A 17,179-nucleotide genomic window follows, 5' to 3' on the forward strand; every position below is an offset into this window, starting at 1 on the left:
CGGCAGCTCCGCTCCACCCCTTCCCACCACTCTGACCTTCTGGCTTCTGTACGAGGGATGCACGCATGAACGAGGAAAAGCTCCGGTATTTCCTGAAGCGGGTGACGGCCGATCTCCACGAGACGCGCCGCCGGCTGCAGGAGGTGGAGTCGGAGGAGCAGGAGCCGATCGCGATCATCGGGATGAGCTGCCGCTACCCGGGAGACGTCGAGTCCCCCGAGGACCTGTGGCGGCTGGTGTCCGAGGAGACCGACGCCATCTCCCCCTTCCCGGCCGACCGGGGCTGGGACACGGGGCGGCTGTTCGACGAGGACCCGGACGGGCGGGGCACCAGCTACGTACAGGAAGGCGGCTTCCTGCACTCGGCCAACCGGTTCGAGCCCGAGTTCTTCGGGATCTCGCCCCGTGAGGCCATGGCGATGGACCCGCAGCAGCGGCTGCTGCTGGAGATCTCCTGGGAGGCCTTCGAGCGGGCCGGCATCGACCCCACCTCGGTGCGCGGCAGCCGCACCGGTGTGTTCACCGGCGTCATGTACCACGACTACGCGTCGCGGCTGCGTGCCGTACCGCCGGAGGTCGAGGGATACCTCGGCACCGGCGCCTCCAGCAGCATCGCCTCCGGCCGCGTCTCGTACACGTTCGGCCTGGAGGGCCCGGCGCTCACCGTCGACACCGCCTGCTCCTCCTCCCTCGTCACCCTGCACCTGGCCATGCAGGCCCTCCGCAAGGGCGAGTGCTCGCTCGCCCTCGCGGGTGGCGTCACCGTCATGCCGACGCCCGGCACCTTCACCGAGTTCAGCAAGCAGCGTGGCCTGTCCTTCGACGGCCGCTGCAAGTCCTTCGCCGACGCCGCGGACGGCACCGGCTGGGGCGAGGGCGCGGGCATGCTGCTCGTCGAGCGACTGTCGGACGCGCGCCGCAACGGGCACCGCGTGCTGGCCGTCGTCCGTGGCTCCGCCGTCAACCAGGACGGTGCCTCCAACGGCCTGACCGCCCCCAACGGCCCCTCCCAGCAGCGGGTCATCCGGCAGGCCCTGGCCGACGCCCGGCTGACCGCCGCCGACGTGGACGTGGTCGAGGCGCACGGCACCGGCACCACCCTCGGCGACCCCATCGAGGCGCAGGCCCTGCTGGCCACCTACGGCCGGGAGCACACCGAGGACCGGCCGCTGTGGCTGGGTTCGGTGAAGTCCAACATCGGGCACACGCAGGCCGCCGCCGGTGTCGCCGGTGTCATCAAGATGGTCATGGCCATCCGGCACGGCCGGATCCCGAAGACCCTGCACGTGGACGAGCCGTCGACCAAGGTCGACTGGGCCGCCGGCGCCGTATCGCTGCTCCGCCGGACGGTGGACTGGCCGGAGACCGGCCGCCCGCGCCGCGCCGCGGTGTCCTCGTTCGGCATCAGCGGCACCAACGCCCACACCATCATCGAGCAGGCGCCCGCGCCGGGCGCCACCGAGCCCGCCGCCGAGCCCGGCGGGGTCGACGTCACCGCCGAGACCGAGACCGGGACCGAGCCCGTTCCGTCGCGCCGTACCGTGGTGCCCCCGGTCCTGCCGTGGCCGGTCTCGGCCCGCACGGAGGAGGCCCTGCGGGCCCAGGCCGAGCGCCTGCTCACCCACCTGCGTGCCCACCCCGAGCAGTCGCTCGTGGACGTCAGCCACTCGCTGGCCAACGGCCGCGCCGCCCTCGAGCACCGTGCCGTCGTCGTCGCCGGCGACCGGGAGCAGGCCCTCGCGGACCTGGCCGCACTCGCATCCGACGAGGACACCGCCGCGGCGCGGGTCATCCGGGGCGAGACCGGCACGCGCGGCAAGCTCGCGTTCCTGTTCACCGGCCAGGGCAGCCAGCGCCTCGGCATGGGCGGCGAACTGTACGCCGCCTACCCGGCGTTCGCGGCTGCGCTCGACGAGGTGTGCGAGCAGCTCGAACTGCCCCTGAAGGACGTGCTGTTCGGTGCGGACGCCACCGTGCTCGACCGGACGGAGTACACCCAGCCGGCCCTGTTCGCGGTCGAGGTGGCGCTGTTCCGCCTCCTCGAATCGTGGGGTGTGAAACCGGACTTCGTCGCCGGTCACTCCATCGGTGAGATCGCCGCCGCGCACGTCGCGGGCGTCCTCTCGCTGGCGGACGCGTGCACGCTGGTGGCCGCGCGCGGCCGGCTGATGCAGGCGCTGCCGGCTGGTGGTGTGATGATCGCCGTCCAGGCCTCTGAGGACGAGGTTCGGCCGCTGCTCACCGCCGGTGTCGACATCGCCGCGATCAACGGCCCGCGCTCGGTGGTCATCGCCGGCGACGAGGATGCCGCCGCAGCCATCGCGGCCGGCTTCGAGGCCCAGGGCCGCAAGACCAAGCGGCTGACGGTCAGTCACGCCTTCCACTCGCCGCACATGGACGGCATGCTCGACGCCTTCCGCGAGGTCACGCAGGGGCTCACGTACGAAATCCCGCGCATACCGGTCGTGTCCTGCCTGACCGGCGCCCTCGTCCCGGACGGCGAGATGGGCTCGGCCGAGTTCTGGGTCCGGCACGTCCGCGAGGCCGTCCGCTTCCTCGATGGCGTCCGCGCCCTAGAAGCCGCCGGCGTGACCACGTACGTCGAACTCGGCCCCGACGGCGTCCTGTCCGCGATGGCCGAGTCCTGTCTGACCGACGAGACCGGCACCGCCGCCTTCGCGCCCGTCCTGCGCTCCGCACGTGACGAGGCCGAGACCGTCATCACGGCCCTCGCCCTCGCCCACGTCCGCGGCATCGCCGTCGACTGGCAGGCCTACCACTCCGACACCGGAGCCGAGCAAGTCGACCTGCCCACCTACGCCTTCCAGCGCGAGCACTACTGGCTCGACGCCGGTACCCTCGGCGGCGACGTCACCACTGTGGGCCTCCGGTCCGCCGATCACCCGCTGCTCGGCGCCGCCGTCTCCCTGGCCGACGCCGACGGCCAGCTGCTCACCGGCCGGCTGTCCCTGGTCGGCCACCCCTGGCTCGCCGACCACCGGGTCATGGGCTCCGCTCTGCTGCCCGGCACGGCCTTCGTCGAGTTCGCCCTCCAGGCCGGCGAACGCGTCGGCTGCGACCTGGTGGACGAGCTGACCCTCGCCGCCCCGCTGGTGCTGCCCGAGGACGGCAGCGTGGAGCTGCAGATCACCGTCGCGGCGCCGGACGAGTCGGGCCGCCGCTCCGTCGTCTTCCACTCCCGTGACGGCCTCGCCGCCGACGACGAGCCCTGGATCCGCAACGCCACCGCCACCCTGGCCGCGGGCGCTCCGGACGCCTCTGCGTTCGACCTGGCGGCCTGGCCGCCGGCCGGGGCGGAGGCCGTCGACATTGACGGGCTGTACGAGGGCCTCGCGGACGCCGGCTTCGGCTACGGGCCGGTGTTCCAGGGTCTGCGCGCCGCCTGGCGGCGTGGCGAGGAGGTGTTCGCCGAGGTCGGCCTCGGCGCCGAAACCGGGCCGGGCGCCGAGCAGTTCACGATCCACCCAGCCCTCCTCGACTCCGCACTGCACGCCATCAACCTCGGGTCCCTTGTGGCGGACACCGGGCGCGGACAGCTGCCCTTCTCCTGGTCCGGCGTGGCGGTCCACTCCACCGGCGCGGACACCCTGCGCGTCCGACTCTCAAAGGCCGAAGGGGCCGGCGGCGGGCCGGCGGTACGACTGGACATCGCCGACCTCGACGGCGCGCCCGTCGCCTCCGTGCAGGGCCTCGCCCTGCGTGCGTTCTCGCCCGAGCAGCTCGGCAGCCAGGCCGGTGGCCAGGGCGACTCCCTGTTCCGTGTGGAGTGGGTGGAGCAGCCGGCTTCGCCGGCAGCCGGTTCGGCCGACGACTGGCTGATGCTGGGGGAGGGCGAGCAGGTGTTCGCCGACCTCGCCGGGCTGGGCGTGGCCGTGGTCGAGGGCGGAGACATTCCCTCGACCTTGGTGGTGCCGTGTGTCGAGCCGGTCGCCGGGGACGTGGCTGGTGCGGTGCACGCCGAGAGTGGACGGATCCTGGCGCTTCTTCAGGAATGGCTGTCGGACGAGAAGTTCGCCGATTCGCGGCTGGTGTTCCTGACCCGGGGCGCGGTGGCAGCCGTACCGGGTGAGGGTCCGTCGGACCTGGTGCACGCCCCGGTGTGGGGTCTTGTGCGTTCCGCGCAGTCGGAGAACCCGGGCCGTTTCGCGCTGATCGACGTCGATGCGGACGGCGATCTGGAGGGCGTGCTGTCCGCCGCCCTCGCCTCGGGTGAGTCGGAGGTGGCGGTGCGCGGCGGTTCGGTGCTGGTGCCGAGGCTGGTGCGGGCGGGGGTTGCTGCCGATACGGCCGCCGCGGCGTGGGATGCGGTCGGCACGGTGTTGGTGACGGGCGCGAGTGGTTCGCTGGGCGGGCTGTTCGCTCGGCACCTGGTGGTCGAGCACGGCGTTCGTCACCTGCTGCTTGTCAGCCGTCGTGGTGAGGCCGCTGAGGGTGCGGCTGAGCTGGCGGGGGAGCTGGCGGACCTGGGTGCCCAGGTGTCGTGGGCGGCGTGTGATGTGGCCGACCGCGTGGCGCTGGCCGCCGTTCTGGCGGGCATTCCGGCGGAGCACCCGCTGATGGGTGTGGTGCATACGGCCGGTGTGCTGGACGACGGCGTCGTCGGGTCGTTGACGGCTGAGCGGCTGTCGGCGGTGCTGCGTCCGAAGGTGGACGCGGCCTGGAACCTGCATGAGCTGACGGCGGGGCTGGACCTGTCCGCGTTTGTGCTGTTCTCCTCCGCTGCCGGTGTGTTCGGTGGTGCGGGTCAGGCCAACTACGCGGCGGCGAATACCTTCTTGGACGCGCTGGCCGCTTACCGTACGGCGCAGGGCCTGGCGGGTACTTCGCTGGCCTGGGGGCTGTGGGCCGAGGTCGGCGGTATGGGCGGCACGCTGGACGCCGACGAGGTCTCGCGTCTGGGCCGGGGTGGCGTCAACGCCCTGACCCCGGGCGAGGGCCTGGCGTTGTTCGACGCCGCCTCGGTCGCCGAGCGGTCGCTCCTCGTCCCGGTCAAGCTCGACCTGCCCGCACTCCGCACTCAGGCGGGCAGTGGGATGCTCCCGCCGCTGCTCTCCGGCCTGGTGCGCATGCCTGCGCGTCGGGCCGCCCGGAGTGCCGGTGGCGCGTTTGCCCGGCAGCTGGCGGCGCTGCCGCAGGACGAGCGGCCGGGTGCGGTCCTGGAGCTGGTCCGGAGCCAGGTCGCCGCGGTGCTCGGCTTCGCCGGGCCGGAGGCGGTGGACCCGGCACGGTCGTTCAGCGAGGTCGGCTTCGACTCGCTGACCGCCGTGGAGCTGCGCAACCGTCTGGGCGCGGCCACCGGCGTACGCCTGCCGGCCACGCTCGTCTTCGATTACCCGACCCCGGCAGCCCTCGCCGAGTACCTGTACGCCGAACTCCTCGGCAGCCAAGGCTCGGCAGCGGCCCCGACTGCCGTCGCCGTGCACGACGACGAGCCGATCGCGATCGTCGCGATGGCCTGCCGCTTCCCCGGTGACGTCCGATCCCCGGAGGACCTGTGGGGGCTCGTCCTGGACGGCCGGGACGCCATCTCGGACATGCCCCATGACCGTGGCTGGGACATCGAGGGCCTCTTCGACCCCGACCCCGACCGGGAGGGCACCAGCTACAGCACCGCCGGTGGCTTCCTGTATGACGCCCACCACTTCGACCCGACCTTCTTCGGGATCTCCCCGCGCGAGGCGTTGGCGACCGACCCGCAGCAGCGACTGCTCCTGGAGACCTCCTGGGAGGCCTTCGAGCGGGCCGGTATCGACCCGACCTCTGTGCGTGGCAGCCGTACCGGTGTGTTCGCGGGCGTCATGTACAACGACTACGGCACGCTGCTCCACCGTGCTCCCGAGGGCCTTGAGGGCTACATGGGCACCTCCAGTTCGGGCAGTGTCGCCTCCGGCCGCGTGTCGTACACCTTCGGCCTGGAGGGCCCGGCGGTCACCGTCGACACCGCCTGCTCCTCCTCCCTGGTCACCCTGCACCTCGCGGCCCAGGCGCTGCGCAACGGCGAGTGCGACCTCGCCCTCGCCGGCGGTGTGACCGTGATGGCCACCCCCGGTACGTTCATCGCGTTCAGCCGGCAGCGCGGGCTGGCGACGGATGGCCGCTGCAAGCCGTTCGCCGCCGCCGCCGACGGGACCGCCTGGGGCGAGGGCGTCGGCATGCTCCTCGTCGAGCGGCTCTCCGACGCCCGCCGCAACGGCCACCCGGTCCTCGCCGTGGTCCGGGGCTCCGCGATCAACCAGGACGGCGCCTCCAACGGTCTGACCGCCCCCAACGGCCCCTCCCAGCAGCGCGTCATCCGCCAGGCCCTGGCCAACGCCCGGCTGACCGCCGCCGAGGTCGACGCCGTGGAAGCCCACGGCACCGGCACCACCCTCGGCGACCCGATCGAGGCCCAGGCCCTGCTCGCCACCTACGGCCAGGAACGGCCGTCCGACCGGCCGCTGCTGCTCGGCTCCATCAAGTCCAACATGGGCCACACGCAGGCCGCCGCCGGTGTCGCCGGTGTCATCAAGATGGTCCAGGCGATGCGGCACGGCACGGTGCCCAAGACGCTGCACGTGGACGAGCCGTCCCCGCACGTCGAGTGGTCCGAGGGCGCCGTCGCGCTGCTCACGGAGTCAGTGGCCTGGCCGGAGACCGGCCGTCCGCGCCGCGCCGCCGTGTCCTCGTTCGGCATCAGCGGCACCAACGCGCACACCATCATCGAACAGGCCCCGGACGAGGCCCAGCCGGCCCCGACAGGGGAGGCGGCGACCCCCGCGTCCGTACTGCCGTACGTCCTGTCCGCGAAGTCGGCGGACGCGCTCCACGCCCAGGCGGCCCGTCTGCGGGCCCACCTGGCGGGAACGGCCGAGGCCGGCGCCGCGGACGTGGCCTACTCGCTGGCCACTCGGCGCGCCGCCTTCGACCACCGCGCGGTGGTCGTGGCCGGGGACCGCGAGGAGCTGCTTCGCGGCCTGACCGCGCTGGAGAACGGCGACCTGCCCCCGGCCGAGGTCACCACCGGAACCGTCGGCGCCGCGGGCGCCGGGAAGCTCGCGTTCCTGTTCACGGGGCAGGGCAGCCAGCGGCTCGGCATGGGCCGCGAACTGTATGAGAGCTACCCGGTGTTCGCGAAGGCCCTGGACGAGGTGTGCGAGCATCTCGACCGCGAACTCGAACTCCCGCTGAAGGAGGTGCTGTTCGGCACGGACGAGGAGCTGCTGAACCGGACGGCTTTCACCCAGCCGGGGTTGTTCGCCGTAGAGGTGGCGCTGTTCCGCCTCGTGGAGAGCTGGGGCCTGCGGCCGGACTTCCTCTCCGGTCACTCCATCGGCGAGATCGCCGCCGCGCACGTCAGCGGGGTCCTCTCCCTCGCGGACGCCTGCACCCTGGTGGCCGCCCGTGGCCGACTGATGCAGGCACTGCCGACCGGCGGGGCAATGATCGCGGTGGAGGCCTCGGAGGACGAGCTCCTCCCGCTGCTGACGGACCGCGTGAGCATCGCGGCCGTCAACGGCCCGAAGTCCGTGGTCATCGCCGGTGACGAGGACGCCGCCGTCGCGATCGCCGAGTCCTTCGAGACCCAGGGCCGCAAGAGCAAGCGCCTCACCGTCAGTCACGCCTTCCACTCCCCGCACATGGACGGGATGCTGGACGAGTTCCGCCAGGTGGTGGAGGGCCTGTCCTTCGCCGCCCCGCGCATCCCGATCGTCTCCAACCTGACCGGTGCCCTGGTCACCGAAGGCGAGGTGGGCTCGGCCGAGTTCTGGGTCCGGCACGTCCGCGAGGCCGTCCGCTTCCTCGACGGCGTCCGCGCCCTCGAAGCCGCCGGCGTGACCACGTACGTCGAACTCGGTCCCGACGGCGTCCTGTCCGCGATGGCACGGGCCTGCCTGACGGAGGACACCGAATCGGCCGACTCGGCCGCCTTCGCCCCGGCCGTCCGCAAGGGCCGCTCCGAGGTGGCGACCCTGACCCTGGCCATCGCCCAGGCCCATGCGCAGGGCGCGTCCGTCGACTGGGAGACCTACTTCGCCGGTAGCGGCGCCCGCATGGTCGACCTGCCGACCTATGCCTTCCAGTACGAGAGGTACTGGATCGACCTTCCCGTCGGCTCCTTCGCCGACGCGGCCGCCGCGGGCCTCCGGTCCGCCGGTCACCCGCTGCTCGGCGCCTCGGTGACCCTGGCCGACGCCGATGGGCTGCTGCTCACCGGCCGGCTGTCCCTGGCCACCCACCCGTGGCTCGCCGACCACCGGGTCATGGGCTCCGTGCTGCTGCCCGGGACGGCCTTCGTCGAGCTTGCGCTGCGCGCGGGCGAGCAGGTCGGTTGTGACCTGGTGGACGAGCTGACCCTCGCCGCCCCGCTGGTGCTCCCCGAGGACGGTGCCGTCGAGCTTCAGATCGCCGTCGGGGTACCCGACGAGTCGGGCCGCCGGCCGGTCGTCTTCCACTCCCGCGACGGACGTGCGGACGACGACGAGCCGTGGACCCGGAACGCGACCGCGACCCTGGCCGAAGCCGAAGCCGAAGCCGCCGCCGAAGCCGCCGCCGATGCCGCCGCCGAGGCCGGCGCCACGGGGTTCGACCTGGCGGCCTGGCCGCCGGCCGGGGCGGAGGCCGTCGACGTCGACGGGCTGTACGAGGGCCTCGCGGACTCCGGCTTCGGCTACGGGCCGGTGTTCCAGGGCCTGGTTGCCGCCTGGCGGCGTGGCGAGGAGGTGTACGCCGAGGTCGGTCTCGGAGCCGAAGCCGGGCCGGGTGCCGAGGAGTTCACGATCCACCCGGCGCTGCTCGATGCCGTACTGCACGCCATCAGCCTCGGAGCGCTCGTCGAGGACACCGGTCAGGCGCGACTGCCGTTCTCCTGGTCCGGCGTGTCCGTGCACTCCACCGGCTCGGACACCCTGCGGGTACGGCTCTCCCGGGCCGGCCGGGAGGCAGTGCGGCTGGAGATCGCCGACACCGAGGGCGCCCCGGTCGCCTCCGTGCGAAGCCTTGCCCTGCGTGCCTTCTCGCCCGAGCAGCTCGGCAGCCAGGCCGGTGGCCAGGGCGACTCCCTGTTCCGCGTGGAGTGGGTGGAGCAGCCGGCTTCGCCGGCAGCAGGCTCCGACGCCGACTGGCTGATGCTGGGCGAGACCGCCCAGGGGTTCGCGGAACTCGACACGACTCCGGCGACGGTGGTGGTGCCGTGTGTCGAGCCGGTCGCCGGGGACGTGGCCGGTGCGGTGCGCACCGAGAGTGGACGGATCCTGGCGCTTCTTCAGGAATGGCTGTCGGACGAGAAGTTCGCCGATTCACGGCTGGTGTTCCTGACCCGGGGCGCGGTGGCCGCCGTACCGGGTGAGGGTCCGTCGGACCTGGTGCACGCCCCGGTGTGGGGTCTGGTGCGCTCGGCGCAGTCGGAGAACCCGGGCCGTTTCGCGCTGATCGACGTCGATGGGGACGGCGATCTGGAGGGCGCGCTCTTGGCCGCCCTCGCCTCGGGTGAGCCCGAGGTGGCGGTGCGCGGCGGTTCGGTGCTGGTGCCGAGGCTGGCGCGGGCGGGGGTTGCTGCCGACACGGCGGCCGCGGCGTGGGATGCGGTCGGCACGGTGTTGGTGACGGGCGCGAGTGGTTCGCTGGGCGGGCTGTTCGCTCGGCACCTGGTGGTCGAGCGCGGGGTACGTCACCTGCTGCTGGTCAGCCGTCGCGGCGAGGCCGCAGAGGGCGCGGCCGAGCTCTCGGCCGAGCTAGTCGGTCTGGGTGCGGACGTCGCCTGGGCGGCGTGTGATGTGGCCGACCGGGATGCGCTGGCCGCCGTACTGGCGGGCATCCCGGCCGAGCACCCGCTGACCGGTGTCGTCCACACGGCCGGCGTCCTGGACGACGGCATCATCGGCTCCCTCACGGCCGAGCGGCTGTCGGCGGTGCTGCGCCCGAAGGTGGACGCGGCGTGGAACCTGCACGAGCTCACCCGAGACCTCGATCTCTCCGCGTTCGTGCTGTTCTCCTCCGCCGCCGGTGTGTTCGGCGGTGCCGGTCAGGCCAACTACGCGGCGGCCAACACCTTCTTGGACGCACTGGCCGCTTACCGTACGGCGCAGGGCTTGGCGGGTACCTCCCTCGCGTGGGGGCTGTGGGCCGAGGTCGGCGGTATGGGCGGCACGCTCGACTCGGACGACGTCTCGCGTCTGGGCCGGGGTGGCGTCAACGCCCTGACCCCGGGCGAGGGCCTGGCGTTGTTCGACGCCGCTGCGGCCGCCGAGCAGTCCCTGCTCGTGCCGGTCAAGCTCGACCTGCCCGCACTCCGCACTCAGGCGGGCAGCGGGATGCTCCCGCCGCTGCTCTCCGGCCTGGTACGCATGCCTGCGCGTCGGGCCGCTCGGAGTGCCGGTGGCGCGTTTGCCCGGCAGCTGGCGGCGCTGCCGCAGGACGAGCGGCCGGGTGCGGTCCTGGAGCTGGTCCGGAGCCAGGTCGCCGCGGTGCTCGGCTTCGCCGGGCCGGAGGCGGTGGACCCGGCACGGTCGTTCAGCGAGGTCGGCTTCGACTCGCTGACCGCCGTGGAGCTGCGCAACCGTCTGGGCGCGGCCACCGGCGTACGCCTGCCGGCCACGCTCGTCTTCGATTACCCGACCCCGGCAGCCCTCGCCGAGTACCTGTACGCCGAACTCCTCGGCAGCCAGGAGACGGCAGGGGCCGCCACCCCGGTCGCCTCAGGCTCCGCCCACGATGACGAGCCGATCGCCATCGTGGCCATGGCCTGCCGCTTCCCCGGTGACGTCCGATCCCCGGAGGACCTGTGGGGGCTCGTCCTGGACGGCCGGGACGCCATCTCGGACATGCCCCATGACCGTGGCTGGGACATCGAGGGCCTCTTCGACCCCGACCCCGACCAGGAGGGCACCAGCTACAGCACCGCCGGTGGCTTCCTGTATGACGCCCACCACTTCGACCCGACCTTCTTCGGGATCTCCCCGCGCGAGGCGTTGGCCACCGACCCGCAGCAGCGACTGCTCCTGGAGACCTCCTGGGAGGCCTTCGAGCGGGCCGGTATCGACCCGACCTCTGTGCGTGGCAGCCGTACCGGTGTGTTCGCGGGCGTCATGTACAACGACTACGGCACGCTGCTCCACCGTGCTCCCGAGGGCCTTGAGGGCTACATGGGCACCTCCAGTTCGGGCAGTGTCGCCTCCGGCCGCGTCTCGTACACCTTCGGCCTGGAGGGCCCGGCGGTCACCGTCGACACCGCCTGCTCCTCCTCCCTGGTCACCCTGCACCTCGCGGCCCAGGCGCTGCGCAACGGCGAGTGCGACCTCGCCCTCGCCGGCGGTGTGACCGTGATGGCCACCCCCGGTACGTTCATCGCGTTCAGCCGGCAGCGCGGGCTGGCGACGGATGGCCGCTGCAAGCCGTTCGCCGCCGCCGCCGACGGGACCGCCTGGGGCGAGGGCGTCGGCATGCTCCTCGTCGAGCGGCTCTCCGACGCCCGCCGCAACGGCCACCCGGTCCTCGCCGTGGTCCGGGGCTCCGCGATCAACCAGGACGGTGCGAGCAACGGTCTGACCGCCCCCAACGGCCCCTCCCAGCAGCGCGTCATCCGCCAGGCCCTGGCCAACGCCCGGCTGACCGCCGCCGAGGTCGACGCCGTGGAAGCCCACGGCACCGGCACCACCCTCGGCGACCCGATCGAGGCCCAGGCCCTGCTCGCCACCTACGGTCAGGAGCACACGGACGAACAGCCGCTGTGGCTGGGCTCCGTCAAGTCCAACATGGGCCACACGCAGGCCGCCGCCGGTGTCGCCGGTGTCATCAAGATGGTCCAGGCGATCCGGCACGGCGTCCTGCCGAAGTCCCTGCACGTCGACGAGCCCACCCCGCACGTCGACTGGTCGGCCGGAGCGGTCTCGCTCCTCGAATCCGCCACCCCCTGGCCGGAGACCGGCCGTCCGCGCCGCGCCGCCGTGTCCTCGTTCGGCATCAGCGGCACCAACGCGCACACCATCATCGAACAGGCCCCGGACGAGAACGAGAACGAGATCGAGAACGAGAGCGAGAGCCAGGCGCCGGCCCCGACACCGGAGGCGGCGGCCCCGGCGCCCGTACTGCCGTACGTCCTGTCCGCGAAGTCGGCGGACGCGCTCCGCGACCAGGCGGCCCGTCTGCGGGCCCACCTGGAGGGCACGGCCGAGCTCCGGGGCGCCGATGTGGCCCACTCGCTGGCCACCACCCGGGCCGCCTTCGACCACCGCGCGGTGGTCGTGGCCGGGGACCGCGAGGAGCTGCTGCGCGGCCTGGCCGCACTGGAGACCGACACCGCCGCCGGCGGTGTGGCGCGCGGCGCCGTGACCGCCGGGAAGACCGCCTTCGTCTTCCCCGGCCAGGGGTCCCAGTGGGTGGGCATGGCAGCCGCCCTGCTGGAGTCGTCGCCGGCGTTCGCCGCGCGACTGCAGGAGTGCTCCGACGCCCTGGCGCCCTTCACCGACTGGTCGCTGCTCGACGTCCTGCGCGGTGTCGAGGGCGCGCCCTCCCTGGACCGGGTGGACGTGGTCCAGCCGGCCCTCTTCGCGGTGATGGTGTCGCTGGCCGAGGTGTGGCGGGCCGCCGGCGTCCGCCCGGGCGCGGTCATCGGCCACTCCCAGGGTGAGATCGCCGCCGCCTGCGTGGCCGGGATCCTGTCCCTGGAGGACGCGGCCCGGGTCGTGGCCCTGCGGAGCCAGGCCATCGGCCGCGTCCTGGCCGGCCTGGGCGGCATGGTGTCCGTACCGCTGCCGGCCGCCGAGGTGCGGATGCGGATCGCGGCCTGGGGCGAGCAGCGGATCTCCGTCGCGGCTGTCAACGGCCCCTCGTCCGTGGTGGTTTCGGGCGAGGTCGAGGCTCTGGACGAGCTGTTGGCCGGCTGCGAGGCCGACGGGGTGCGCGCCAAGCGGATCGCGGTCGACTACGCCTCCCACTCCGCGCAGGTGGAACTCCTGCGGGAGGAGCTCGTCGAGCTGCTCGCGCCGATCAGCCCGCGCGAGGCGCGGGTGCCGTTCCTCTCCACCGTGACGGGGGAGTGGGTCAAGGGCCCCGAGCTGGACGGCGATTACTGGTTCCGGAACCTGCGGCAGACGGTCGAACTCCAGCAGGCCACCCGCACCCTCCTCGACCAGGGCTTCGCCGCCTTCATCGAGTCCAGCCCCCACCCGGTCCTCACCGTCGGCATCCAGGAGACCGTGGACGAGGCCGGCCGCGAGGCAGCCGTCCTGGGCTCACTGCGTCGCAACGAAGGCGGCCTGGACCGGTTCTGGCTCTCCCTCGGCCAGGCCCACGTCCGCGGCGTGACCGTGGACTGGGACGCCGCCTTCGCCGGCACCGGTGCCCGGCGCGTCGACCTGCCCACCTACGCCTTCGAGCGTGACCGCTACTGGATCGACGTACCGGTCTCCCCGGTCGGGGACGTGGTCTCGGCCGGACTCGGCTCGGCCGAGCACCCGTTGCTGGGCGCGGCCGTCGAACTGCCCGACTCCGAAGGGTTCCTGTTCACCGGGCGGCTGTCCCTCCAGACCCACCCCTGGCTGGCCGATCACCGGGCCGCGGACGCCGTGCTGCTCCCGGGGACCGCCTTCGTGGAACTCGCGCTGCACGCCGCACAGCGGGCCGGCACCGCCGCCCTGGAGGAGCTGACCCTGGAGGCACCGCTGGTGCTCCCGGAGTACGGGGCGCTCCAACTCCGGCTCTCGGTCGCCGAGCCCGACGAGACCGGGCGGCGGGCACTCCAGGTGCACTCGCGCGCCGAGTCCCGGGACGGCGAGGACGGTCGCGGCCAGGACGAGCCGTGGATCCGGCACGCCGCCGGTGTCCTCGGCGCGGCGGATACGGTGGCCGCCCCGGACACAGTGGCCGCGCCCCAGGCCGCCGGGCCGGAGGTCTGGCCGCCGGCGGGTGCCGACGAACTCGACGTGGCCGACCTTTACGAGCTGTTCGCCGCCGGCGGGTACGCGTACGGCCCGGCCTTCCGCAACCTGCGTGCCGCCTGGCGGCGCGGCGACGAACTGTTCGCCGAACTCTCGTTGTCCGAGGGCCCCCAGGCCGAGGCCGCGCACTTCGGTGTGCACCCGGCGCTGCTCGACGCGGGCCTGCACGGCCTCGCCCTCGGCTCCTTCCTCCTCGGCGACGACCAGGAACCGGGCGAGGAGACGCGGATGCGCCTGCCCTTCTCCTTCACCGGCGTCACCCTGCACGCCGTCGGCCCGGACGCGCTGCGCGTGCGACTGGCCCCGGCGGGCTCGGGAGCCGTGTCCCTCGCGGCCTTCGACGAGCAGGGCGCACCGGTCGTCTCGGTGGAGTCGCTGCTGCTCAGGACACTCGACCCGACCCGGCTCCGGTCGACCCGACCCACCTTCCACGAGTCGCTCTTCCGCCTGGAGTGGCCCGCCCTGACCGGCAACCCCGACCCCGCCCCCACGACCGGCCGTTGGGCCGTGGTCGGGCCCGACGTCCTCGGTCTCGAAGCCAGGCTGAGCGCCGCGGGCATCACCGCCGATGTCTACGGCGACCTGGACGCCCTCGCCGGACTGGTGGCCGCCGGCAAGCCGCGGCCGGACATCGTACTGGTCTCGTGCGCCGGCCCCGGTACCGGCGACACGGCGGACGCCGCCCGGCAGGCCACCCGGGAGGCCCTGACGCTGATTCAGGACTGGCTGGCCGACGAGGCGTTCGCCGAGTTGCGCCTCGCGGTGGTCACCCGCGGCGCCGTCGAGGCACGACCGGGCGAGGGCGTACCGGACCTGGCGCAGGCGTCGGTCTGGGGCCTGCTGCGGTCCGCGCAGTCGGAGAACCCCGGCCGCTTCCAGCTGCTCGACCTCGACGCCGGCCACGGATGCGACCAGGGAGGCGACCACGCCCTGCTCGTGGCCGCCGTGGCGAGCGGCGAGCCCCAGCTCGCCCTCCGCGACGGAGCCGTACACACCGCCAGGCTGGCCCGGATCCCCGTGGACCGGCCCGAGACGGAGGAGCCCGCTCAGGACGACGCGCCGGACCGCACCCGGGTCCCCGCCGCGCTCGACCCGGACGGCACCGTCCTGATCACCGGCGGTACCGGCGTGCTCGGCAGCCTGCTGGCCCGGCACCTGGTCACCGATCGGGGCGTCCGGCACCTGCTGCTCACCAGTCGGCGCGGCCCCCGCGCCGCCGGCGCGGCGGAACTCATCGCCGAGCTTGCGGAGTTGGGCGCCGAGGCGACCGTCGCGGCCTGCGACGCCGCCGACCGCGAGGCGCTGACCGCCCTGCTGACCGGCATCCCGGCCGAGCGCCCGCTCACCGCCGTGATCCACACCGCGGGCCACCTGGACGACGGGCTCGTTCCGTCCCTGACCCCGGAGCGCATCGACACGGTCCTGCGGCCCAAGGTCGACGCGGCCCTGCACCTGCACGAGCTCACCCGCGACCTGGACCTCGCCGCGTTCGTGCTGTTCTCCTCGGCGGCCGGCACGCTCGGCAGCCCCGGGCAGGCCAACTACGCGGCGGCCAACGCCTTCCTCGACGCCCTCGCCCAGAGCCGACGCGCGGCCGGACTGCCCGCCGTATCGCTGGCCTGGGGCCTGTGGGAGCAGCGCAGCGAGATGACCGGCGAGCTCACCGACGCCGACATCCAGCGGATGGCGCGGGCCGGCCTGGCCCCGCTCACCTCCGCGGAGGGCCTGGCCCTCTTCGACACCGCCGCCACCGTCCCCGACGGCAGCGTCTTCGTGGCCATCCGGCTGGACACCGCCCCGCTGCGGGCCCAGGCGGAGGCCGGCGCCCTGCCGCCCCTGTTCCGCGGGCTGGTGCGCGGGGGGCTCCGCAAGGCCGCCGCCGGCGGCGCCCGTGACGCGGCCGCGTCCGCCGCCGCCCAGCGGCTCGCGGGCCTGGCCGGGCTGTCGGAGGAAGAGCAGGAGCGCGTCCTGCTCGACGTGGTGCGTGCCCAGGCCGCCGCGGTACTCGCCTACCCGTCGCCCGAAGCGGTGGGGGAGTCCCAGCAGTTCCTGGAGCTCGGCCTGGACTCACTGACCGCCGTCGAACTGCGCAACCAGCTCAACGCGGCGACCGGCCTGCGACTGCCCGCCACCCTGCTCTTCGACCACCCGACCCCGCTCCTGGTCGCCCAGCGCCTGCGCGTCGAACTCGCCGGAGCCTCCGGCGGGCCGGCCGGGTCCACCGGGTCCGCGGGCGCGGCGGAGCAGGACGGGGAGGAGACCGCCGGGGTCTTCGGCGCCATGCTCCAGGAGGCCGGAACCCAGGGCGCCTCCGGCCCGTTCATGGAACTGCTCATGCAGGCATCCCGGTTCCGGCCCTCGTTCTCCTCGGCGGCCGAGCTGCGCAAGGCCCCCAGCCTGGTGCGGCTCGCGCGCGGCGAGAGCGGGCCCGGACTGGTCTGCTTCTCCTCGATCCTGTCGATCTCCGGTCCGCACCAGTACGCCCGGTTCGCCTCCGCCTTCCGCGGCCGGCGGGACCTGCACGCGATGGCGGCCCCCGGCTTCCTGCGGGGCGAGCAACTGCCCGCCACCGCCGAAGCGTTGATCGAGGCCCAGGCCGAGGCCGTCCTGCGGCACACGGACGGCTCGCCGTTCGTACTCCTCGGGCACTCCTCGGGCGGCATGCTCGCCCACGCGGTGGCCGAACGGCTGGAGAACGCCGGGGTCTTCCCCGGGGCCGTGGTCCTGATCGACATCTACTCGCACGACGACGACGCCATCCTCGGCATCCAGCCGGGGCTGTCGGACGGCGTGGACGAGCGGCAGGGCAGCTATGTCCCGGTCGACGACAGCCGACTGCTGGCGATGGGCGCGTACTTCCGGCTGTTCGGCGGCTGGAAGCCGGGACCGGTGAAGTCGCCCACGCTGCTGGTCCGGGCCGAGGAGCAGTTCTTCGACTGGACCCGTGCGACGGACGGCGACTGGCGCTCGTACTGGGACCTGGAGCACACGGTCGTGGACGCCCCCGGCAACCACTTCACCATGATGGAGCAGCACGCGCAGACCACCGCGCGAGCCGTCGAGGAGTGGCTGGAAGGCTGCGTCTGAGGACGGCCGGACCGGTGACACGGTGAAACGGTGACACAAGGGCCGGCCCCGCCCCCCCCCTGGGGGGGGGGCGGGCCCTCCCCCCCCCTGGGTCCCGCGGCGCCGCCGCCCCTCCCCCCCCCGGACCGGTCCCCCCCACAATTCCCCCTTTGTTCCCC

1 pseudogene is annotated in these 17,179 nt (G+C 73.7%); it reads left to right on the forward strand.

The window, feature by feature from the left end:
- Nucleotides 1-68 precede the first annotated feature (68 nt).
- Nucleotides 69-17,021 (forward strand): annotated as a pseudogene (locus AC0699_RS31950) (type I polyketide synthase); the annotation flags it as partial.
- Nucleotides 17,022-17,179 lie beyond the last annotated feature (158 nt).

It is taken from the genome of Streptomyces sp. NPDC043870 (assembly GCF_056435785.1).